General features: G+C 71.2%; 19 protein-coding genes. 16 read left to right on the top strand and 3 right to left on the bottom strand.

Annotation, left to right across the window (positions count from 1 at the left end; translation table 11 throughout):
• The first annotated feature begins 179 nt into the window (after positions 1–179).
• The 8 genes from ruvC to ACFC0Z_RS25610 all read left to right on the top strand — a co-directional run bounded on the left by ruvC (position 180) and on the right by ACFC0Z_RS25610 (position 9,334).
• Positions 180–767 (top strand): crossover junction endodeoxyribonuclease RuvC, encoded by a 588-nt coding sequence (gene ruvC, locus ACFC0Z_RS25645; protein ID WP_360810605.1) that lies wholly within the window; start codon positions 180–182, stop codon positions 765–767.
• The gene (ruvA, locus tag ACFC0Z_RS25640) at positions 764–1,396 is read left to right on the top strand and encodes a Holliday junction branch migration protein RuvA (RefSeq protein ID WP_376442275.1); all 633 of its coding nucleotides are present in this window, start codon (positions 764–766) and stop codon (positions 1,394–1,396) included. The genes ruvC and ruvA overlap by 4 nt, the downstream gene beginning before the upstream one ends.
• Positions 1,397–1,443: 47 nt before the next feature.
• On the top strand, positions 1,444–2,535 hold the full coding sequence (gene ruvB, locus ACFC0Z_RS25635) for a Holliday junction branch migration DNA helicase RuvB (protein WP_376442272.1): 1,092 nt from the start codon (positions 1,444–1,446) through the stop codon (positions 2,533–2,535).
• A 165-nt stretch (positions 2,536–2,700) separates the two neighbouring features.
• Complete coding sequence (gene yajC / locus ACFC0Z_RS25630) at positions 2,701–3,153, top strand: preprotein translocase subunit YajC (RefSeq protein ID WP_376442269.1); 453 nt, start codon at positions 2,701–2,703, stop codon at positions 3,151–3,153.
• Between the two features lie 141 nt (positions 3,154–3,294).
• On the top strand, positions 3,295–5,055 hold the full coding sequence (secD, locus tag ACFC0Z_RS25625; protein ID WP_376442266.1) for a protein translocase subunit SecD: 1,761 nt from the start codon (positions 3,295–3,297) through the stop codon (positions 5,053–5,055).
• A gap of 1 nt (position 5,056) precedes the next feature.
• On the top strand, positions 5,057–6,124 hold the full coding sequence (gene secF / locus ACFC0Z_RS25620) for a protein translocase subunit SecF (protein WP_376442263.1): 1,068 nt from the start codon (positions 5,057–5,059) through the stop codon (positions 6,122–6,124).
• Entirely contained in the window at positions 6,121–6,672 is a 552-nt protein-coding gene (locus ACFC0Z_RS25615; RefSeq protein ID WP_376442261.1) for an adenine phosphoribosyltransferase, read from the top strand. Before secF ends, ACFC0Z_RS25615 begins: the two co-directional genes overlap by 4 nt.
• A gap of 199 nt (positions 6,673–6,871) precedes the next feature.
• Positions 6,872–9,334, top strand: coding sequence for a RelA/SpoT family protein (locus tag ACFC0Z_RS25610; RefSeq protein WP_376442258.1), 2,463 nt, complete (start codon positions 6,872–6,874; stop codon positions 9,332–9,334).
• 67 nt (positions 9,335–9,401) lie between these two features.
• On the opposite strand, the gene ACFC0Z_RS25605 is transcribed toward ACFC0Z_RS25610, so the two are convergent.
• Complete coding sequence (locus ACFC0Z_RS25605; protein WP_376442256.1) at positions 9,402–10,631, bottom strand: DUF349 domain-containing protein; 1,230 nt, start codon at positions 10,629–10,631, stop codon at positions 9,402–9,404.
• A 214-nt stretch (positions 10,632–10,845) separates the two neighbouring features.
• A complete protein-coding gene (locus ACFC0Z_RS25600) occupies positions 10,846–11,643 on the bottom strand; it encodes a peptidylprolyl isomerase (RefSeq protein ID WP_376442254.1) in 798 nt (265 codons plus the stop codon).
• Between the two features lie 163 nt (positions 11,644–11,806).
• Between ACFC0Z_RS25600 and ACFC0Z_RS25595 the strand changes: the two genes are divergently transcribed.
• The 5 genes from ACFC0Z_RS25595 to rpsD all read left to right on the top strand — a co-directional run bounded on the left by ACFC0Z_RS25595 (position 11,807) and on the right by rpsD (position 16,926).
• Complete coding sequence (locus tag ACFC0Z_RS25595) at positions 11,807–12,514, top strand: MBL fold metallo-hydrolase (protein WP_376442251.1); 708 nt, start codon at positions 11,807–11,809, stop codon at positions 12,512–12,514.
• Between the two features lie 8 nt (positions 12,515–12,522).
• A complete protein-coding gene (gene hisS, locus ACFC0Z_RS25590) occupies positions 12,523–13,785 on the top strand; it encodes a histidine--tRNA ligase (protein WP_376442249.1) in 1,263 nt (420 codons plus the stop codon).
• A 132-nt stretch (positions 13,786–13,917) separates the two neighbouring features.
• A complete protein-coding gene (locus ACFC0Z_RS25585) occupies positions 13,918–14,559 on the top strand; it encodes a vitamin K epoxide reductase family protein (protein WP_376442505.1) in 642 nt (213 codons plus the stop codon).
• A 62-nt stretch (positions 14,560–14,621) separates the two neighbouring features.
• Entirely contained in the window at positions 14,622–15,977 is a 1,356-nt protein-coding gene (locus tag ACFC0Z_RS25580; RefSeq protein WP_376442246.1) for a replication-associated recombination protein A, read from the top strand.
• 334 nt (positions 15,978–16,311) lie between these two features.
• Complete coding sequence (rpsD, locus tag ACFC0Z_RS25575) at positions 16,312–16,926, top strand: 30S ribosomal protein S4 (RefSeq protein ID WP_015032311.1); 615 nt, start codon at positions 16,312–16,314, stop codon at positions 16,924–16,926.
• Positions 16,927–16,982: 56 nt separating this feature from the next.
• Here the strand turns inward: rpsD and ACFC0Z_RS25570 are convergent, their stop codons facing one another.
• On the bottom strand, positions 16,983–19,166 hold the full coding sequence (locus tag ACFC0Z_RS25570; protein ID WP_376442244.1) for a regulator: 2,184 nt from the start codon (positions 19,164–19,166) through the stop codon (positions 16,983–16,985).
• Positions 19,167–19,336: 170 nt separating this feature from the next.
• Here ACFC0Z_RS25570 and ACFC0Z_RS25565 point away from each other — a divergent pair, with 170 nt between their 5' ends.
• From ACFC0Z_RS25565 to alaS, 3 genes are read left to right on the top strand one after another with little or no spacing between them, the layout of a single operon-like run.
• Positions 19,337–19,774 carry a DUF948 domain-containing protein gene (locus tag ACFC0Z_RS25565; RefSeq protein ID WP_376442241.1) on the top strand — a complete coding sequence of 146 codons (438 nt, stop codon included), beginning with the start codon at positions 19,337–19,339 and terminating at the stop codon, positions 19,772–19,774.
• Between the two features lie 6 nt (positions 19,775–19,780).
• Entirely contained in the window at positions 19,781–20,140 is a 360-nt protein-coding gene (locus ACFC0Z_RS25560) for a hypothetical protein (RefSeq protein ID WP_376442238.1), read from the top strand.
• Complete coding sequence (alaS, locus tag ACFC0Z_RS25555; RefSeq protein WP_376442235.1) at positions 20,140–22,809, top strand: alanine--tRNA ligase; 2,670 nt, start codon at positions 20,140–20,142, stop codon at positions 22,807–22,809. Before ACFC0Z_RS25560 ends, alaS begins: the two co-directional genes overlap by 1 nt.

Genomic DNA, 22,809 nt, shown 5'->3' with positions numbered 1-22,809 from the left:
GCCCCCGCCCGGCGCCCACCTCCGCGCCCCGCCCGGGGCCGTGCGGTTGGTGCGCCCCCGTCCCCCCGCGGGCCGCCGCGCGGCCGCCCGCAACCCCCCCCGGGCGCCCCGCTGCGTTGTCAGTGGCAGCCGATAGCCTGCACAAACAGGTGAGCGAAAGCGGTCCAGGGAGGGGCACAGTGCGCGTTCTCGGGGTGGACCCCGGACTGACCCGGTGCGGCGTCGGCGTCGTCGAGGGCGTCGCGGGCCGGCCGCTGACCATGCTCGGCGTGGGCGTCGTCAGGACCGCCGCCGACGCGGACATCGGTGTGCGCCTGGTCGGCATCGAGCGCGGCATAGAGGAGTGGCTCGACCGCTTCTCGCCCGAACTGGTCGCCGTGGAGCGCGTGTTCAGCCAGCACAACGTACGGACGGTCATGGGTACGGCCCAGGCCAGCGCGGTCGCCATGCTGTGCGCGTCCCGCCGCGGCATCCCGGTCGCCCTGCACACCCCCAGCGAGGTCAAGGCCGCCGTCACCGGCAGCGGCCGGGCGGACAAGGCCCAGGTCGGCGCCATGGTGACCCGGCTCCTGCGGCTCTCCGCGCCGCCCAAACCGGCCGACGCCGCCGACGCCCTCGCGCTCGCCATCTGCCACATCTGGCGGGCCCCCGCCCAGAACCGTCTCCAGCAGGCCGTGGCCGCGCAGAACCGACTCCAGCAGGCGGCCGCCCGGCACGCGGCCACCGCCACGACCCCGACCAGCGCCCTGAAAGGCCGAACCCGATGATCGCCTTCGTCAGCGGCCCGGTCGCCGCCCTCGCCCCCTCCACCGCCGTGATCGAGGTCGGCGGCGTCGGCATGGCCCTCCAGTGCACGCCGAACACCCTCTCCGGCCTGCGGATCGGCGAGGAGGCCCGCCTCGCGACCTCCCTGGTCGTCCGCGAGGACTCCCTCACGCTGTACGGCTTCGCCGACGACGACGAGCGGCAGGTCTTCGAGCTCCTCCAGACCGCCAGCGGCGTCGGCCCCCGCCTCGCGCAGGCCATGCTCGGTGTCCACAGCCCCGACGCGCTCCGCGTCGCCGTCTCCACCGGGGACGAGAAGGCCCTCACCGCCGTCCCCGGCATCGGCAAGAAGGGCGCGCAGAAGCTCCTCCTCGAATTGAAGGACAAGCTCGGCGCGCCCCTCGGCAGCAGCGGAATGGTCGGCGCCCAGCGCGCCGCCGCCTCGGGACCCGCCCCCTGGACCGAGCAGCTCTCCGCCGCCCTCATCGGGCTGGGCTACGCGAGCCGCGAGGCCGAGGAAGCCGTCAGCGCCGTCACCCCGCAGGCCGAGGCCGCCCTCGCCGAGACCGGCTCGGCGCCCGTGCCGCAGCTGCTGCGCGCCGCCCTCCAGACCCTCAACCGGGCCCGCTGACCCGAAGCATCCGCCGCCAGGCCCGTACGAACGAAAAGGCAACCACCGTGAACTGGGACGACGAGACGCCACCGGTCCCCGACGAGCGCATCGTCGGCGCCGCCGCCGAGGGGGACGACCAGGCCGTCGAAGCCGCCCTGCGCCCCAAGGACCTCAGCGAGTTCGTCGGCCAGGAGAAGGTCCGCCAGCAGCTCGACCTCGTCCTCAAGGCCGCCCGCCAGCGCGGCGCCACCGCCGACCACGTCCTGCTCTCCGGCGCCCCCGGCCTCGGCAAGACCACCCTGTCGATGATCATCGCGGCGGAGATGGGCGCGCCGATCCGCATCACCTCGGGCCCCGCCATCCAGCACGCCGGCGACCTCGCCGCGATCCTCTCCTCCCTCCAGGAGGGGGAGATCCTCTTCCTCGACGAGATCCACCGCATGTCCCGGCCCGCCGAGGAGATGCTCTACATGGCGATGGAGGACTTCCGTGTCGACGTCATCGTCGGCAAGGGCCCCGGCGCCACCGCCATCCCCCTGGAGCTCCCGCCCTTCACCCTGGTCGGCGCCACCACCCGCGCCGGACTCCTGCCGCCCCCGCTCCGCGACCGCTTCGGCTTCACCGCGCACATGGAGTTCTACGACGCGGGCGAGCTCCAGCGTGTGATTCATCGCTCGGCCGGCCTCCTCGACGTCGAGATCGACCCCGCGGGCGCCGCCGAGATCGCCGGACGCTCCCGCGGCACCCCCCGCATCGCCAACCGCCTGCTCCGCCGCGTCCGGGACTACGCGCAGGTCAGAGCGGACGGAGTGATCACCCGCGAGGTCTCCGAGGCCGCCCTCCAGGTGTACGAGGTCGACAGCCGCGGCCTCGACCGCCTCGACCGCGCCGTCCTCGAAGCCCTCCTCAAGCTCTTCGGCGGCGGACCGGTCGGCCTGTCCACGCTCGCGGTGGCGGTGGGGGAGGAGCGCGAGACCGTCGAGGAGGTCGCCGAGCCCTTCCTCGTACGGGAAGGACTGCTGGCGCGCACGCCCCGTGGCCGCGTCGCCACTCCGGCGGCATGGGCCCATCTCGGACTCGTTCCGCCGCAGGTGGCGGGCCCGGCCGGCGCGGGTACCACACCGGGATCGGGACAACAGGGGCTCTTCGGGGCGTGACGGTGCCGACACTCGCCCGGACCGGAACCGGGGTGCGATGCTGGACGTTGTTCAGTCGATGCGGACTCGCCTAGACTCCGCCGATGCCGCCCTTTCCGGTCGGCGCGCCCACCCCCGAAGATCAGGCCGCGGGTTCTCCGCGACCATGCGAAGGAATCCCGTCCCGTGAACATCGTGACCCTCCTCCCCTTCATCGTCCTCATCGGGGCCATGTTCCTGATGACCCGCTCCGCGAAGAAGAAGCAGCAGGCGGCTGCGCAGATGCGTGACGAGATGCAGCCCGGCACCGGCGTGCGCACGATCGGGGGGATGTACGCGACCGTCAAGGAGATCGGCGACGAGACCGTCCTCCTCGAGGTCGCCCCCGGCGTCCACGCGGTCTACGCGAAGAACTCGATCGGCGCGGTCCTCGACGACGCGGAGTACAACCGCATCGTTCACGGCGACGAGCCGGAGGCGGAGACCGAGACCGTCGTCCCCGACGACGCCTCCTCGCTCACCGAGGCCACGGAGACGGACGCGCCGAAGGCCGACCTGACGAAGAAGTCGGACGCGGCCGAGGCCGACGCCGAGGTTCAGAAGGACGGCAAGGCCGACGGCGAGACCGACGCGAAGTAGTCGCGGCCGGGATTCCGCGCACGCCCACGGCGTGCGCGGCCCCGGAACGGTTCCACGTCTGCGGGGGATGGTCCCCACACACACTTCGTGGCCGTCCCGCGCATACCCGGCGCGGGACGGTTGGACAGGGAGATACGACAGGTGGCAGCACCGAAGAAGGGCCGAAGGCCGGCCGGGGGACAGAGCCGTCCCGGCCGCGCCCTGGCACTCATCCTGATCGCCATGGTCGCGCTCACCGGCGGGATGTTCGCGTCGGGGCACACCACCCCGCGCCTCGGCATCGACCTCGCCGGCGGTACGTCGATCACGCTCAAGGCGAAGGCCGACCCCGGCCAGGAAGCCGCGGTCAACGAGACCAACATGAACACCGCGGTCGGCATCATCGAGCGCCGTGTCAACGGTCTGGGTGTCTCCGAGGCCGAGGTCCAGACCCAGGGCCGCGAGAACATCATCGTCAACATCCCTCGCGGGACGAACGAGAAGCAGGCGCGCGAGCAGGTCGGCACCACCGCCCAGCTCTACTTCCGCCCCGTTCTCACCGTCGCGGACGGCGCGCCCCAGGCGCCCGCCGCCAAGCCCTCCGGCACTCCCTCCGCCAAGCCGTCCTCCTCCGCCTCCGCGGGGACGAAGTCGGCCACGCCGACGGCCACGGCCACCTCGCAGGGCCGCGCGGTCAGCGAGGCCCTCAAGGCCCCGAGCCCCACGCCCACCGCGAGCTCCTCCGCGACCCCGAAGGCCTCCGCCACGCCCAAGGCGACCGGCACCCCCACGGCGACTCCGTCCGCCGATGCCTCCACCCTCGCCCTCCAGGAGAAGTTCAGCAAGCTGAACTGCCTGGACCCGAAGCAGCGCTCCGCCGCCGGTGAGGGCGTCAAGCCGTCCGAGCCCACCGTGGCCTGCGGCGAAGAGGGCCCGGGCCAGTGGGCCAAGTACCTCCTCGGCCCGGCCGAGGTGGACGGCAAGGACGTCGACAAGGCCTCGGCCGGCATCGACCCGCAGTCCGGCCAGTGGATCGTCGACATGCAGTTCACCGACGCCGGCTCCAAGAAGTTCCAGGCGATCACCAGCAAGCTGTCGCAGCAGGCCGAACCGCAGAACCGCTTCGCGATCGTCCTGGACGGCGAGGTCGCCTCGGCGCCGTCGGTCCGCACGACGCTGACCACCAACGCCCAGATCTCCGGCAGCTTCAACCAGCAGTCGGCCCAGGACCTCGGCAACATCCTGTCGTACGGCGCCCTGCCGCTCGCCTTCGAGACCCAGAGCGTCGACACCGTCACCGCCGCCCTCGGCGGCGACCAGCTGGAGGCCGGCCTCATCGCCGGCGCCATCGGCCTCGGCCTGGTCATCCTCTACCTGGTCGTCTACTACCGCGGCCTGTCGCTCATCGCGATCGCCAGCCTCGGCGTCTCCGCGCTGCTGACCTACGTGCTCATGGCCCTGCTCGGCCCGGCCATCGGCTTCGCGCTGAACCTGCCGGCCGTCTGCGGTGCCATCGTCGCCATCGGCATCACCGCGGACTCGTTCATCGTGTACTTCGAACGCATCCGTGACGAGCTCCGCGAGGGCCGTACGCTCCGCCCGGCCGTCGAGCGCGCCTGGCCGCGCGCCCGCCGCACCATCCTGGTCTCCGACTTCGTGTCGTTCCTGGCCGCGGCCGTGCTCTTCATCGTCACCGTCGGCAAGGTCCAGGGCTTCGCGTTCACGCTCGGCCTGACCACCCTGCTCGACATCGTCGTGGTCTTCCTCTTCACGAAGCCGCTCATGACGCTGCTCGCCCGTACGAAGTTCTTCGGCAACGGTCACCCGTGGTCCGGCCTGGACCCGAAGCGCCTCGGTGCCAAGCCGCCGCTGCGCCGCTCGCGCCGTGTCTCCTCCGCCACCGTCGACCCGAAGGAGGCGTGAGATGTCGAAGCTCGGCGATCTCGGCGCCCGGCTGCACCGCGGTGAGGTCGGTTACGACTTCATCGGCAACCGCAAGATCTGGTACAGCATCTCCATCCTGATCACGATCACCGCCATCGTGGCCCTGGCCGTCCGCGGCCTCAACATGGGCATCGAGTTCCAGGGCGGCGCGGTCTTCACCACCCCCAAGACGGACGTGTCCGTCAGCCAGGCGCAGGAGTACGCGGAAGAGGCCTCCGGCCACGACGCGATCGTCCAGCAGCTCGGCAACGGCTCCCTGCGCATCCAGGTCGGCGGCCTCGACACGGCCCAGTCCGACCAGGTCCGCTCGGAGCTCGCCGAGGACCTGAACGTTCCCGAGGACAAGATCGCGGCCGAGCTCGTCGGCCCCAGCTGGGGTGAGCAGATCGCCAACAAGGCCTGGACCGGCCTCGGCGTCTTCATGATCCTCGTGGTGATCTACCTCGCCATCGCCTTCGAGTGGCGCATGGCGGTCGCGGCACTGATCGCGCTCATCCACGACCTCACGATCACGGTGGGCATCTACTCACTGGTCGGCTTCGAGGTCACGGTCGGTACGGTCATCGGCCTGCTGACGATCCTCGGCTACTCGCTGTACGACACCGTCGTCGTCTTCGACTCCCTCAAGGAGCAGACGAAGGACATCACGAAGCAGACCCGCTTCACCTACAGCGAGCTGGCCAACCGCTCGATCAACGGCACCCTGGTCCGTTCGATCAACACCACCGTCGTCGCGCTGCTGCCGGTCGCCGGCCTGCTCTTCATCGGTGGCGGCGTCCTCGGCGCCGGCATGCTCAACGACATCTCGCTGTCGCTGTTCGTGGGTCTCGCCGCCGGCGCGTACTCCTCGATCTTCATCGCCACCCCGCTCGTCGCCGACCTCAAGGAGCGCGAGCCGGCGATCAAGGCCCTCAAGAAGCGCGTCCTGGCCAAGCGGGCCTCCGCCGCCGCCAAGGGCGAGTCCCTCGACGACTTCGCCTCGGACGCCGAGGCCGCCGTCGTGGGCCAGCGCGCGAGCCACCGGGGCACCCCGGAGCACCTCGCGTGACCGCCGAGGCCCAGGACGTCACCGAGCTCCTGCTCAGCCGCATCCGTGACGTCCCCGACTACCCGAAGCAGGGCGTGCTGTTCAAGGACATCACGCCGCTGCTCGCGGACCCCGAGGCGTTCACGGCCCTCACCGACGAGCTCGCCGGGCTGTGCTCCCAGCACGGCGCGACGAAGATCGTCGGCCTGGAGGCCCGCGGCTTCATCCTGGCCGCCCCGGTGGCCGTCCGCGCGGGCCTGGGCTTCATCCCGGTCCGCAAGGCCGGCAAGCTCCCCGGGGCCACGCTCCGCCAGGCGTACGAGCTGGAGTACGGCACCGCCGAGATCGAGGTGCACGCCGAGGACCTGGCCGCGGGCGACCGCGTCATGGTCATCGACGACGTCCTCGCCACCGGCGGGACGGCCGAGGCCTCGATCGAGCTCATCCGCCGCGCCGGCGCCGAGGTCGCGGGTGTCGCGGTCCTCATGGAGCTGAGCTTCCTCCCGGGCCGCGCCCGGCTGGAACCGGCCCTTGACGGCGCTCCGCTCACAGCGCTGATCACGGTCTGACACGGGGGTTCACCCCCTGAGGGGCGCTCCGGGGAATCCCCGGAGCGCCCCTCGGCGTTCCCCGGAAGTCCGCAGGTGCCCCGCGTCGCCCCCGCGGCGGAGGCCCGGGACCCGGGCCCGTGAGCACCGACGGTCATGGCTCGATACCATGGCCTTTCCGGGCCTGACCGGGGGACCCGGAACCGCACGAGGAGCGCTCTTGCCAGACGAGGCCCAGTCACTCTCCGCCGCGCAGCCCGACCCGAAGGCCGACAAGGCCGCGCCGGGGACCGGCACGCCCCAGAACAAGCCAGCGGAGACCAGGCCCACGCCTGCTGCGCCCGCCCCGACGCCCGCCACCCCCGAGCGCCCCGCGCCCGCGCGTTCCGGCGGCTCGTCCAACCGTGTCCGGGCCCGCCTCGCCCGTCTCGGCGTCCAGCGCTCGTCCCCGTACAACCCGGTCCTCGAACCGCTGCTGCGGATCGTCCGCTCCAACGATCCCAAGATCGAGACGGCCACCCTCCGCCAGATCGAGACCGCGTACCAGGTCGCCGAGCGGTGGCACCGCGGACAGAAGCGCAAGAGCGGCGACCCGTACATCACGCACCCGCTCGCCGTCACCACCATCCTCGCCGAGCTCGGCATGGACCCGGCGACCCTGATGGCCGGCCTGCTGCACGACACCGTCGAGGACACCGAGTACGGCCTGGAGACCCTCCGCCGCGACTTCGGCGACCAGGTCGCCCTGCTGGTCGACGGCGTCACCAAGCTCGACAAGGTCAAGTTCGGCGAGGCCGCCCAGGCCGAGACCGTCCGCAAGATGGTCGTCGCCATGGCCAAGGACCCGCGCGTCCTGGTCATCAAGCTCGCCGACCGCCTGCACAACATGCGCACCATGCGCTACCTCAAGCGGGAGAAGCAGGAGAAGAAGGCCCGCGAGACCCTCGAGATCTACGCGCCCCTGGCCCACCGCCTGGGCATGAACACCATCAAGTGGGAGCTGGAGGACCTCGCCTTCGCGATCCTCTACCCCAAGATGTACGACGAGATCGTCCGCCTCGTCGCCGAGCGCGCGCCCAAGCGGGACGAGTACCTCGCCATAGTGACCGACGAGGTCCAGGCCGACCTGCGCGCCGCCCGCATCAAGGCCACCGTCACCGGCCGCCCGAAGCACTACTACAGCGTCTACCAGAAGATGATCGTCCGCGGCCGTGACTTCGCGGAGATCTACGACCTGGTCGGCATCCGCGTCCTCGTGGACACCGTCCGCGACTGCTACGCGGCCCTCGGCACCGTCCACGCGCGATGGAACCCGGTCCCCGGCCGGTTCAAGGACTACATCGCGATGCCGAAGTTCAACATGTACCAGTCGCTGCACACGACGGTCATCGGACCCAACGGCAAGCCCGTCGAGCTCCAGATCCGCACCTTCGACATGCACCGCCGCGCCGAGTACGGCATCGCGGCGCACTGGAAGTACAAGCAGGAGGCCGTCGCCGGTGCCTCCAAGGTCCGCGCCGACGTGCCCAAGAAGGCCGGCAAGGACGACCACCTCAACGACATGGCGTGGCTCCGCCAGCTCCTCGACTGGCAGAAGGAGACCGAGGACCCCAGCGAGTTCCTGGAGTCCCTGCGCTTCGACCTCTCGCGCAACGAGGTCTTCGTCTTCACGCCCAAGGGCGACGTCATCGCGCTGCCCGCCGGCGCGACCCCCGTCGACTTCTCGTACGCGGTCCACACCGAGGTCGGCCACCGCACCATAGGAGCGCGGGTCAACGGGCGGCTCGTGCCGCTCGAATCGACCCTGGACAACGGTGACCTGGTCGAGGTCTTCACCTCCAAGGCCGCCGGTGCCGGCCCCTCCCGCGACTGGCTCGGATTCGTCAAGTCCCCGCGCGCCCGCAACAAGATCCGCGGCTGGTTCTCCAAGGAGCGCCGCGACGAGGCGATCGAGCAGGGCAAGGACGCCATCGCCCGGGCCATGCGCAAGCAGAACCTGCCGATCCAGCGCATCCTGACCGGCGACTCGCTCGTCACCCTCGCGCACGAGATGCGGTACACCGACATCTCCTCGCTGTACGCGGCGATCGGCGAGGGCCATGTCACGGCCCAGTCCATCGTGCAGAAGCTCGTCCAGGCGCTCGGCGGCGAGGAGGCCGCCACCGAGGACATCGAGGAGGTGGCCCCGCCGACGCGCGGCCGCTCCAAGCGCCGGTCCAGCGCCGACCCCGGTGTCGTCGTCAAGGGCGTCGACGACGTCTGGGTGAAGCTGGCCCGCTGCTGCACGCCCGTGCCCGGCGACCCGATCATCGGCTTCGTCACCCGAGGCAGTGGCGTATCGGTTCACCGCAGCGACTGCGTCAACGTGGACTCGCTGTCCCGCGAGCCGGAGCGGATTCTGGAGGTCGAGTGGGCCCCCACCCAGTCCTCCGTCTTCCTGGTCGCCATCCAGGTCGAGGCGCTCGACCGGTCCCGGCTGCTCTCGGACGTCACACGGGTCCTCTCCGACCAGCACGTCAACATCCTGTCGGCGGCCGTCCAGACCTCCCGCGACCGGGTGGCCACCTCCCGCTTCACCTTCGAGATGGGCGACCCCAAGCACCTGGGCCACGTCCTGAAGGCCGTGCGGGGCGTGGAGGGCGTGTACGACGTCTACCGCGTGACCTCGGCGCGCAGGCCCTGAGGACGACCACGAGGAAGGCCCCCGGCACGGAGCCGGGGGCCTTCCTCGTACAAGCGGGTTCAGGGCATCAGCCGCCGAACTCCTCCAGGCCCTTCAGCGCCTGGTCGAGCAGGGCCTGACGGCCCTCCAGCTCGCGGGCGAGCTTGTCGGCCTTGGCGTCGTTGCCCGCGGCACGGGCGGCGTCGATCTGCTTGCGCAGCTTCTCGACGGCGTCCTGGAGCTGACCGGTCAGACCCGCGGCACGCGCGCGCGCCTCCGGGTTCGTCCGGCGCCACTCGGCCTCCTCGGCCTCCTGGATCGCCCGCTCCACCGTGTGCATCCGGCCCTCGACCTTCGGGCGGGCGTCACGCGGCACGTGGCCGACGGCCTCCCAGCGCTCGTTGAGGGAACGGAAGGCCGCGCGCGCCGCCTTCAGGTCCGTCACCGGCACCAGCTTCTCGGCCTCGGTGGCGAGCTCCTCCTTCAGCTTGAGGTTCTCGGTCTGCTCCGCGTCCCGCTCGGCGAAGACCTCGCCGCGCGCCGCGAAGAACACGTCCTGGGCGCCGCGGAAGCGGTTCCACAGGTCGTCCTCGTGCTCGCGCTGCGCACGGCCGGCCGCCTTCCAGTCCGCCATCAGCTCGCGGTAGCGGGCCGCGGTCGCACCCCAGTCGGTGGAGTTCGACAGCGACTCCGCCTCGGCGACCAGGCGCTCCTTGGCCTTGCGGGCGTCCTCACGCTGGGCGTCCAGCGAGGCGAAGTGGGCCTTGCGGCGCTTCGAGAACGCCGAGCGGGCGTGCGAGAAGCGGTGCCACAGCTCGTCGTCGGACTTGCGGTCGAGCCGGGGGAGACCCTTCCAGGTGTCCACCAGGGCGCGCAGCCGCTCGCCGGCGGAGCGCCACTGCTCGCTCTGGGCCAGCTCCTCGGCCTCCGTGACCAGCGCCTCCTTGGCGACCCGCGCCTCGTCGGTCTGCTTGGCCTTCTGGGCCTTGCGCTCCTCGCGGCGGGAGTCCACCGACGCGACGAGCTTGTCCAGCCGGGCGCCGAGCGCGGCCAGGTCACCGACGGCGTGGTGCTCGTCGATCTGCTGGCGGATGTGCTCGATGGCCGCGGTGGCGTCCTTCGACGAGAGGTCGGTGGTCCTCACACGCTTCTCGAGGAGGCCGATCTCGACCACCAAGCCCTCGTACTTGCGCTCGAAGTAGGCCAGGGCCTCCTCAGGGGTGCCGGCCTGCCACGATCCGACGACCTTCTCGCCCTCGGCCGTCCGCACGTACACGGTGCCCGTCTCGTCGACGCGGCCCCACGGGTCGCTGCTCACAGCGCCTCCTCACCATGATGCCGTCGCGGGGTCGTACCCCCCGGGCATCGTCCACAGTTTCCCGGCGGGCCTCGCCCGCCATCCGCAGCGCGGCCGGCGACGGCCCACGCTGCACAACGCCAATCTAGGCGAACGGCGGCCCGGCTGTCCGCACTCAGCGCGACCGAAATTCAACGGTCGCGCCTCGGTCGCGCTGGGGTGCGGAACCACCGGCTCACTTCTTGGTGACGGTCGCCTTCTCGATGGTGACGGCCTTCTTCGGGGCACCGTCGGTGGCGCCGCCCTCGACACCCTCCTTGGCCACGGCCTCGACGGCCTTCAGGCCGGCCGCGTCGATCTTCCCGAAGGGCGTGTACGACGGAGGCAGCTTGGTGTCCTTGTAGACGAGGAAGAACTGCGAGCCGCCGGTGCCGGGCTGGCCGGTGTTGGCCATCGCGACCGTGCCCGCCGGGTACGTCACCGCGCCGTCCTTGCCCGCCTTGCCGAGCGCGTCCAGGTTCTCGTCCGGGATCGTGTAGCCCGGGCCGCCGGTGCCGTCGCCCTTCGGGTCGCCGCACTGGAGCACGAAGATGCCCTGGGTGGTGAGGCGGTGGCACTTCGTCCCGTCGAAGTACTTCTTCGCGGCGAGGCTGTGGAAGGAGTTCACCGTGCGCGGGGTCTTCGCCGCGTCCATGGTGATCGTGATGTCGCCCTCGTTGGTCTTGAGGGACATGGCGTACGTGCCCTTGGCGTCGATCGCCATCTTCGGCTCGGGGCTCGCCGACTCGCTCTGCGTGGGCGTGGGCGCGGCCGTCGTGGGCGTGTCGCCCGACGCGCTGTCCGAGGACTTCTTGTCGTCCGTCAGCTGCACCGACGCGTACACGGCGCCGCCGGCGGCGAGGACCACCGCGAGAGCGGCCGCGACGACGGTGTTGCGGCGCTTCGCCCTCTGCCGTGCTTCCTCACGCCGCTGCTGCTGCCGCGCGTACTTCTCCCTGGCAAGCTGCCGCCGCCGCTGATCGCTGGTGACCACCGGGTCCGCTCCTGTCGCTCGTCTGTTCCTGTCCTGGCCGGATGTGCCCGTACCGTATATGGGTTCGCTGTGGAAGCGGCACCGCCGGTAGGCTCTGATCTGCCGAATCGCGTGATTGCCACGGCTTCCGCATCCCGTGCCGGACGACAACCTAAGGACGAACGTGCTGATTGCCGGGTTCCCCGCCGGGGCCTGGGGGACCAACTGTTACCTGGTCGCCCCCGCCGCAGGCGAGGAGTGCGTCATCATCGACCCGGGCCACCAAGCCGCCCAGGGAGTCGAGGAGACGCTCAAGAAGCATCGGCTCAAGCCCGTCGCCGTCGTCCTCACCCACGGACACATCGACCACGTCGCCTCCGTCGTCCCGGTGTGCGGCGCCCATGACGTCCCCGCGTGGATCCACCCGTCCGACCGCTACATGATGAGCGACCCGGAGAAGGCCCTCGGCCGCTCCATCGGGATGCCCCTCATGGGCGAGCTGACCGTGGGGGAACCCGACGACGTGCGAGAACTCACCGACGGCGCCGCGCTGAGCCTCGCCGGCATGGAGTTCTCCGTCGCCCACGCGCCCGGTCATACCAAGGGGTCGGTGACCTTCAGGATGCCCGAGACCACGGAGATCCCCTCCGTGTTCTTCTCGGGGGACCTGCTCTTCGCCGGCTCCATCGGACGCACCGACCTGCCCGGCGGTGACATGGACGAGATGCTCGGATCGCTGGCCCGCGTGTGCCTGCCGCTCGACAACTCGACCGTGGTGCTGTCGGGGCACGGTCCCCAGACGACCATCGGCCAGGAGCGCGCCACCAACCCCTATCTGCGGCAGGTGGCCTCCGGTCTCGGGAGCACGGACGCTCCCCGACGAGGAATGTGACGACTTTCGTGAGCAGCTTCAAGGCCCCCAAGGGCACGTACGACCTCATCCCGCCCTTCTCCGCCACCTACCTGGCGGTCCGGGACGCGATCTCCGCCCCGCTGCGGAAGGCCGGATACGGCTACGTCGAGACCCCCGGCTTCGAGGACGTGAACCTCTTCGCCCGCGGCGTCGGCGAGTCCACCGACATCGTGACCAAGGAGATGTACGCCTTCGAGACCAAGGGCGGCGACAAGCTCGCCCTGCGCCCCGAGGGCACCGCCTCCGTCCTGCGCGCGGCCCTGGAGGCCAACCTGCACAAGCAGGGCAACCTCCCGGTCAAGCTCTGGTACTCCGGCTCGTACTACCGCTACGAGCGCCCGCAGAAGGGCCGCTACCGCCACTTCTCGCAGGTCGGCGCCGAGGCGATCGGTGCCGAGGACCCGGCGCTCGACGCCGAGCTGATCATCCTCGCCGACGAGGCCTACCGCTCGCTCGGCCTGCGGAACTTCCGCATCCTGCTGAACTCCCTCGGCGACAAGGAGTGCCGCCCCGTCTACCGGGAGGCCCTCCAGACCTTCCTGCGCGGCCTCGACCTCGACGAGGAGACCCTGCGCCGCGCCGAGATCAACCCGCTGCGCGTCCTCGACGACAAGCGCGAGGCCGTGCAGAAGCAGCTGGTCGGCGCGCCGCTCCTGCGCGACTACCTGTGCGACGCCTGCACGGCGTACCACGAGGAGGTCCGCGCCCTGATCACGGCGGCCGGCGTCGTCTTCGAGGACGACCCGAAGCTGGTCCGCGGCCTCGACTACTACACCCGGACCACCTTCGAGTTCGTCCACGACGGCCTCGGCTCGCAGTCGGCGGTCGGCGGCGGCGGCCGCTACGACGGCCTCTCCGAGATGATCGGCGGCCCCGCGCTGCCGTCGGTGGGCTGGGCGCTCGGTGTCGACCGCACGGTCCTCGCCCTGGAGGCGGAGGGCGTCGCGCTCGACATCCCCGCCGCCACCAGCGTCTTCGCCGTGGCCCTCGGCGAGGAGGCGCGCCGCCTCCTCTTCGGCAAGGTCACCGAGCTGCGCCGGGCGGGGATCGCCGCGGACTTCGGTTACGGCGGCAAGGGCCTCAAGGGCGCCATGAAGGACGCCAACCGCTCCGGCGCCCGCCTGACCGTTGTCGCCGGCGAGCGCGACCTCGCCGAGGGCGTCGTACAGCTCAAGGACATGGAGTCCGGCGAGCAGCAGGCGGTGACCCCGGGGGGCCTCCTGGAGGCCGTCAAGGCCAAGCTGGCCTGATCCACCACCTGAGGAGAGGCCCGGACCGCACCACGGTCCGGGCCTCTCCTTATGTCCCGCTAACGGCCGAACGTCCCGTCCGTGTTGCAGAATGACCAGGCCCAGAAGGCCCGCGAGCGAGGGATGAACGACATGGCGAAGGCAGCGGCGGACGAGACGGCGTCCGGCCGGGACGGCGGCACGACCGGCGCCGCCGGAACGATCGGTGCGAGCCGGGCCCTGTCGTGGCTGCTCGTGATCACCGGCGCGGCGGGTCTGCTCGCCGCCTGGGTCATCACGATCGACAAGATCAAGCTCCTGGAGGACCCGAACTTCGTCCCCGGGTGCAGCCTCAACCCGATCGTCTCCTGCGGCAACATCATGAAGAGCGAGCAGGCCTCGGTCTTCGGCTTCCCCAATCCGATGCTCGGCCTCGTCACGTACGGCATGGTCGTCGCGATCGGCGTCGGCCTCCTCGCGGGCGCCCGCTACCGCCGCTGGTACTGGCTCGGCCTCAACGCGGGCACCCTCTTCGGCGTCGGCTTCTGCACCTGGCTGATGCAGCAGTCGCTGTACGAGATCAACTCGCTCTGCCTCTGGTGCTGCCTGGCCTGGGTCGCCACCATCGTCATGTTCTGGAACGTGACCTCCCACAACGTCCGGCACGGCGTCATTCCCGCCCCGCGCGCCCTCAGGACCTTCTTCGCCGAGTTCACGTGGGTCCTGCCCGTCCTGCACATCGGGATCATCGGCATGCTGATCCTGACGCGCTGGTGGGACTTCTGGACCAGCTGACCGTTCCTCGGTGTCTGCGGACCGTCTCCGGAGTGTCAGTGGCCTGACTTAGGCTTCATGACGTGGAGCCCGACCTCTTTACCGCAGCCGCCGAAGACCGCCAGGAGAAGGACCCGTCCAGCAGCCCGCTGGCCGTCCGGATGCGCCCCCGCACCCTCGACGAGGTGGTGGGGCAGCAGCACCTGCTCAGGCCCGGCTCACCCCTGCGCCGACTCGTCGGGGACGGCGACAGCGGCCCGGCCGGCGCCTCCTCGGTGATTCTCTGGGGCCCGCCGGGCATCGGGAAGACCACCCTCGCGTACGTGGTCTCCAAGGCGACCGACAAGCGGTTCGTGGAGCTCTCCGCGATCACCGCGGGCGTCAAGGAGGTCCGGGCGGTCATCGACGGCGCCCGGCGCGCCGTCGGGGGGTACGGCAAGGAGACCGTCCTCTTCCTCGACGAGATCCACCGCTTCTCCAAGGCCCAGCAGGACTCCCTCCTGCCCGCCGTGGAGAACCGCTGGGTGACGCTCATCGCCGCCACCACGGAGAACCCGTACTTCTCGGTGATCTCCCCGCTCCTCTCCCGCTCGCTGCTGCTCACCCTGGAGCCGCTCACCGACGACGACCTGCGCGGCCTCCTCGGCCGCGCGCTCACCGACGAGCGCGGGCTGCGCGGGGCCGTGACCCTGCCGGAGGACGCCGAGGCCCATCTCCTCCGGGTCGCCGGCGGCGACGCCCGGCGCGCCCTCACCGCCCTGGAGGCGGCCGCCGGTGCCGCCCTCTCCAAGGGCGAGGAGGAGATCACGCTCCAGACGGTCGAGGAGACCGTCGACCGGGCCGCCGTGAAGTACGACCGGGACGGCGACCAGCACTACGACGTCGCCAGCGCCCTCATCAAGTCGATCCGCGGCTCCGACGTCGACGCGGCCCTCCACTACCTGGCGCGGATGATCGAGGCGGGGGAGGACCCGCGGTTCATCGCCCGCCGCCTGATGATCTCCGCCAGCGAGGACATCGGCCTCGCCGACCCGAACGCGCTGCCGATCGCCGTCGCCGCCGCCCAGGCCGTCGCCATGATCGGCTTCCCCGAGGCGGCCCTCACCCTGAGCCACGCCACGATCGCCCTCGCCCTGGCCCCGAAGTCGAACACGGCGACGACCGCGATCGGCGCCGCCCTCGCCGACGTGCGGAACGGCCTCGCGGGCTCCGTCCCGCCCCATCTGCGCGACGGCCACTACAAGGGCGCCGCCAAGCTCGGCCACGCCCAGGGGTACGTGTACCCGCACGACGTCCCCGGCGGCATCGCGGCCCAGCAGTACGCTCCGGACGCCATCCACGGCCGCCGCTACTACGAGCCCACGCGCTACGGCGCGGAGGCGCGCTACGCGGACGTGGTGGAGAAGGTCCGCGAGCGCCTGAGAGGCGACGGGAAGTAGCACTCGGGAAAGCCGGTACACTGGACCGGATTGCTGCGTCCCGTGGCCGGCTCCGGTCGGCACCACCAGAACGGGACAGTCAGCGGGAGACCCGGCCCCCGGGCCAGGTTTCCAGGAGCGTCGCGCACCTTCGAAGGTGTCGCGGGCAACCCATCACCCCCCGGATTTCCGGGATCGGCGATGGGTCGTTCGCGTGCTGCACGTATGTGCCCAGACCTGGGAGCGGCTGCCCGACAGGTCCGTCCCGTACGGACCGCACGGGTTTCCCGGGCTGCGGATGCGACCTCCCCTAACCCTGGTGAAGCCGTATTCGTTCAGATAGAGAGGTTGGTTCATGCCGAACCAGTCCCGTCCCAAGGTCAAGAAGTCGCGTGCCCTCGGCATCGCGCTGACCCCCAAGGCCGTCAAGTACTTCGAGGCCCGCCCCTACCCGCCGGGCGAGCACGGCCGTGGCCGCAAGCAGAACTCGGACTACAAGGTCCGTCTGCTCGAGAAGCAGCGTCTGCGCGCCCAGTACGACATCAGCGAGCGCCAGATGGCGCGCGCCTACGACCGTGCCAAGAAGGCCGAGGGCAAGACGGGCGAGGCGCTGGTCGTCGAGCTCGAGCGTCGCCTCGACGCCCTGGTCCTGCGTTCGGGCATCGCCCGCACCATCTACCAGGCCCGCCAGATGGTCGTCCACGGCCACATCCAGGTCAACGGTGGCAAGGTCGACAAGCCGTCGTTCCGCGTCCGTCCCGACGACGTCGTGATGGTCCGCGAGCGCAGCCGCACCAAGCCGCTGTTCGAGATGGCCCGTGAGGGTGGCTTCGCCGCCGACGGCGAGACCCCGCGCTACCTGCAGGTCAACCTGAAGGCCCTGGCCTTCCGCCTCGACCGCGACCCGAACCGCAAGGAAATCCCGGTCATCTGCGACGAGCAGCTGGTCGTCGAGTACTACGCCCGCTGATCTCAGCTTCGGCGCAGTACCACCCACGCGGTGTTCAGCCCGCCGCTTCCCCGCCCTTACCGGTGGGGGAGCCGGCGGGCTTCCGCGTTCCCGGGCTCCGCCGACCTCGCCGTACGGAACGGACGCGGGGCCACGGGACCGGCCGCCCGCGCCGGGCCGCCGAGCGCCGGCTCGCGCCGGTGCGCGACCGCCCGCTCCACCGTCGCGTCCAGCGAGAGCCCGAGCCCCGCGCGCAGCGCCGCCTCGTACGCCTCCGCGCCCAGCGCCTCGACCACCCGCTGCTCGCAGAGCGCCCGGGGCCCGTTGAAGGCGCCCGAGCCGAAGAGCCGGATGCCCACCGTGTCCCAGATCGGCACGGTCGCGCCCTGGAGCACGGCCGCCTCCACCGGATCGCCCTCGCAGGCCGTCACCAGCGCGAGCAGTTCGATGGCGAGGACGAGACCGACCAGGTCCCGGAAGACGTGGTTGATCGTGACGCACTCGACGAGCAGCTCCCGCGCCTCCCCGTACGCCTCCCGCGTCCACGCCGAGAACGCCAGCACGTAGAGCGCGTACGCCCGGGTCCAGCGCTCACCGCGCTCCTCGCAGACCTCCCGCACCTCGCGGCAGATCGCGACCGCGCCCTCCAGGTCGCCGCCGAAGGCCCGCGCCATCGCGACCTCGACCTGCCCCATCAGGACGTTGCTGTTGAGTTCGCCGAGCGTGCGGTACGCGTCGAGGGCGCGGCCGATCAGCTCCTCCGCCCGGCGCATGTCGTCCGACAGCAGGGCCAGACACCCCATGCGGTGCGTCGCGTACGCCTCCGCCAGCGCGTTGCCCGACGCCCTGGCCCGCTCCCCGCACTCGTGGAGCGCCGCCACCGCCGCCGTGCCGTCGCCCTGGAGGATCGTCACGTAGCCGAGCACCCACAGCGCCTTGAGCCGCGCCTCCTCGTGCCCGGAGTCCGCCGCGAGCGCCCGCTCCAGCCAGTGCCGGCCCTCCGAGAGCCGTCCGCAGCCCACCCAGGCGAACCACAGCGTGCCCGCCAGGTGCTGGGCGAGGTGCCCGTCCTCGGGGTTCTCCAGGCACAGGTCGAGCGCCGCCCGCAGATTCGGCAGCGCCCTGTCCGTACAGGCCGCCACCTCCGCCTGGCGCGGGCTGAACCACTCCAGCTCGCACCAGGTCGCGAGCCCCATGTACCAGTCGCGGTGCCGCCGCCGCATCCGCTCGGTGTCGCCGAGCGCTTCCAGCCACTCCGCCCCGTACGCGGCGACCGTGTCGAGGATCCGGTAGCCGGGCCCGGCCGGGGTGTCCTCCCGGGCCACGAGCGACTGCGCGAGCAGGCCGCCCATCAGGTCGAGAATCTGCTCCTGCGGAAGCCCGGGGCCGCCGCAGACGTACTCCACGGCCTCCAGGTCGAAGGGCCCGGCGAAGACCGAGAGCCGCGCCCACAGCAGCCGCTCCTCCGGCGTGCACAGCTCGTGGCTCCACCCGATGGCGGTCCGCAGGGTCTGGTGGCGGGGGAGCACCCCGCGCTCCCCGTGCGCGAGCAGCCGGAAGCGGTCGTCGAGCCGGCTCAGCATCTGCTCGACGGAGAGCAACGGCAGCCGCCCGGCAGCGAGTTCCAGGGCGAGCGGGATACCGTCGAGCCGGCGGCAGAGCTCCCGTACGGCGTGCTCCGACGCCCACGACTCCGGCGAGGGATCGGGTGCCGCTACGGGTACGGGAACGGCCGCGCCCGCCTCCGCCGCCCGCTCGGCGAGCAGCGCCACCGCGTCCGCCTCGCCCATCGGAGCCAGCGTGAACACGGACTCGCCCGCCACCCGCAGGGGCCGGCGTCCGACCGCGAGGACGGTGAGCCCGGGAGCGTGCTCCAGCAACTCCCGTACCAGCGGAGCGCAGGTCTCCACGAGGTGCTCGAAGCCGTCGAGCACCAGCAGGAGCCGTCGCTCCGCGAGGTGCTCGACGAGGACCTCGCGCGGGGCCCGCAGGGTGTGGTCGGTGAGGCCGAGCGCCTCGACGAGGGCGTGGTCGACGAGGTCCGCGTCGCGCAGAGGCGCCAGCTCGGCGAGCCGGACCTCGCCGCCGTAGCGTTTCTGCACCGCGGTGGCGGCCCGCAGCGCGAGCCTCGTCTTGCCGACGCCGCCCACCCCGACGACCGTGACGAGACGCGACTCCCCGAGGAGTCGGTCGAGTGCGGCCTGTTCCTCGGCCCTTCCGACGAACCGGTTCAGCTCGGCCGGGAGATTGCTCCGTCGCATGAGACACGGAGCGTACTGATCCGCACGCGCTCCGTACAATCGGATTCTGTAACTCCCTTCCCACGGCCCGTAATGCGGTACGGCGGAACAGTCCTGGCGCGATAGGGTCGGGGGACTACTTTTGGCAAGGGCCCAACGACACATCAGACGACTTCGAGGAGCGGTGCAGAGTGACCGGTGGAGAGGTTGCCGGCATCCTGGTCGCCGTCTTCTGGGCGATCCTGGTCTCCTTCCTCGCCGTGGTGCTGGTGAGGCTGGCGCAGACGCTCAAGGCGACGACCCGGCTCGTGGCGGACGTGACCGAGCAGGCCGTCCCCCTGCTCGCCGACGCCTCCGCGACCGTGCGCTCCGCGCAGACCCAGCTCGACCGGGTCGACGCCATCGCCTCGGACGTCCAGGAGGTCACCTCCAACGCGTCCGCGCTCTCCTCCACCGTGGCCTCGACGTTCGGCGGCCCGCTGGTGAAGGTCGCCGCCTTCGGCTACGGCGTGCGCAAGGCGCTCGGCCGGGGCCGGGACGCCGAGGACGTGCCGCGGGCGACCGCGCGCCGTACTGTGATCGTCGGCCGTACGGTGCCGTCCGCACGGCGCCGGAAGCAGAAGGGCTGAGCCGTCATGTTCCGCCGCACGTTCTGGTTCACGGCCGGCGCAGCCGCCGGCGTGTGGGCCACCGCCAAGGTCAACGCGAAGCTGAAGCAGCTGACGCCCGAGAGCCTCGCCGCCCAGGCGGCGAACAAGGCCGTCGAGACCGGACACCGGCTCAAGGACTTCGCCCTCGACGTGAGGGCGGGCATGGTCCAGCGGGAAGCCGAGCTGGAGACGGCCCTCGGCCTGGACGCACCCGTGGACGCCGCGGACCGCGAGCTTCCGGCCCCGCGCCGCAGGGCCGCGCTCGGCCCCACCGCAGGACCGCACACGACGTATTCGATGAACTCGATCCCCACGATCTCGTACAACCGGAATGAGGACCACTGATGGAGTCGGCTGAAATCCGCCGCCGCTGGCTGAGCTTCTTCGAGGAGCGCGGGCACACCGTCGTCCCTTCGGCGTCGCTCATCGCGGACGACCCGACTCTGCTGCTCGTCCCCGCAGGCATGGTGCCGTTCAAGCCCTACTTCCTGGGTGAGGTCAAGCCGCCCTTCACGCGCGCGTCCAGCGTGCAGAAGTGCGTGCGCACGCCCGACATCGAGGAAGTCGGCAAGACCACCCGCCACGGCACCTTCTTCCAGATGTGCGGCAACTTCTCCTTCGGCGACTACTTCAAGGAAGGCGCCATCAAGCTCGCCTGGGAGCTGCTGACCACCTCGGTGGAGCACGGCGGCTACGGGCTCGAGCCGGAGAAGCTCTGGATCACCGTCTACCAGGAGGACGACGAGGCCGAGCAGATCTGGCGCGACGTCGTCGGCGTCCCGGCCGAGCGCATCCAGCGCCTCGGCAAGAAGGACAACTACTGGTCGATGGGCGTCCCCGGCCCCTGCGGCCCGTGCTCCGAGATCAACTACGACCGCGGCCCCGAGTTCGGCGTCGAGGGCGGCCCGGCCGTCAACGACGAGCGGTACGTGGAGATCTGGAACCTGGTCTTCATGCAGTACGAGCGCGGCGAGGGCTCCGGCAAGGACGACTTCCCGATCCTCGGCGAGCTGCCGTCGAAGAACATCGACACGGGCCTCGGCCTGGAGCGCCTGGCGATGATCCTCCAGGGCGTCCAGAACATGTACGAGACGGACACCCTCCAGGTCGTCATCGACAAGGCCACCGCCCTCACCGGCGTCGCCTACGGCAAGGCCAAGGACAGCGACGTCTCGCTGCGCGTGGTCGCCGACCACATGCGGACCTCCGTCATGCTCATCGGCGACGGCGTCACCCCGGGCAACGAGGGCCGCGGCTACGTGCTCCGCCGCATCATGCGCCGCGCCGTCCGCAACATGCGCCTCCTCGGCGCCACGGGCCCGGTCGTGCAGGAGCTCGTCGACACCGTGATCAACACGATGGGCGAGCAGTACCCGGAGCTCGTCACCGACCGCAAGCGCATCGAGACCGTCGCGCTCGCCGAAGAGGCCGCCTTCCTCAAGGCCCTCAAGGGCGGCACGAACATCCTCGACACCGCCGTGACCGAGACCAAGGCCGCCGGCGGCACGGTCCTCTCCGGCGACAAGGCGTTCCTGCTCCACGACACCTGGGGCTTCCCGATCGACCTCACCCTGGAGATGGCCTCCGAGCAGGGCCTCTCCGTGGACGAGGACGGCTTCCGCCGCCTGATGAAGGAGCAGCGGGAGCGCGCCAAGGCCGACGCCAAGGCCAAGAAGACCGGTCACGCCGACATGACGGCCTACCGGGAGATCGCCGACTCCAACGGCGCCACCCAGTTCGTCGGCTACACCAACAGCGAGGGCGAGACCACCGTCGTCGGCCTGCTGGTGAACGGCGTCCCGTCGCCGGCCGCCTCCGAGGGCGACGAGGTCGAGGTCGTCCTCGACCGCACCCCGTTCTACGCCGAGGGCGGCGGCCAGATCGCCGACCAGGGCCGTATCAAGCTGCACTCCGGCGCCGTCATCGAGATCCGCGACGTCCAGCAGCCGGTCCCGGGCGTCTCGGTCCACAAGGGTTCCGTGCAGGTCGGCGAGGTGACCGTGGGCTCCACCGCCTACGCCGCCATCGACGTCAAGCGCCGCCGGGCCATCGCCCGCGCCCACTCTGCCACCCACCTCACGCACCAGGCCCTGCGCGACGCGCTCGGCCCGACGGCCGCCCAGGCCGGTTCCGAGAACCAGCCCGGCCGCTTCCGCTTCGACTTCGGTTCGCCGAACGCCGTCCCCGGCACGGTCCTCATGGACGTCGAGCAGAAGATCAACGAGGTCCTCTCGCGCGAGCTCGAGGTCCACGCCGAGGTCATGCCGATCGACGAGGCCAAGCGCCAGGGCGCCATCGCCGAGTTCGGCGAGAAGTACGGCGAGAAGGTCCGCGTCGTCACCATCGGCGACTTCTCCAAGGAGCTGTGCGGCGGCACGCACGTCCACAACACCGCCCAGCTGGGTCTGGTGAAGCTGCTCGGCGAGTCGTCGATCGGTTCCGGCGTGCGCCGCATCGAGGCCCTCGTCGGCGTCGACGCGTACAACTTCCTCGCCCGTGAGCACACGGTCGTCGCCCAGCTCCAGGAGCTCGTCAAGGGCCGCCCGGAGGAGCTGCCGGAGAAGATCTCCTCCATGCTCGGCAAGCTGAAGGACGCCGAGAAGGAGATCGAGAAGTTCCGCGCGGAGAAGGTCCTCCAGGCCGCCGCCGGTCTCGTCGACTCCGCCCAGGACGTCCGCGGCGTCGCCCTCGTCACCGGTCAGGTGCCGGACGGCACCGGCGCCGACGACCTGCGCAAGCTGGTCCTCGACGTCCGTGGCCGCATCTCGGGCGGCCGCCCGGCCGTCGTGGCCCTGTTCACCACGGTCAACGGCAAGCCGCTGACGGTCATCGCCACCAACGAGGCCGCCCGCGAGCGCGGTCTCAAGGCCGGCGAGCTGGTCCGCACGGCCGCCAAGACCCTCGGTGGCGGTGGCGGCGGCAAGCCGGACGTCGCCCAGGGCGGCGGCCAGAACCCGGAGGCCGTCGGCGAGGCCATCGCCGCCGTCGAGCGTCTCGTGGTGGAGACGGCGTGA

The sequence above is a fragment of the Streptomyces sp. NPDC056144 genome (assembly GCF_042264145.1).
Classification (GTDB): domain Bacteria; phylum Actinomycetota; class Actinomycetes; order Streptomycetales; family Streptomycetaceae; genus Streptomyces.
This window is presented reverse-complemented; position numbering and strand designations above follow the sequence as displayed.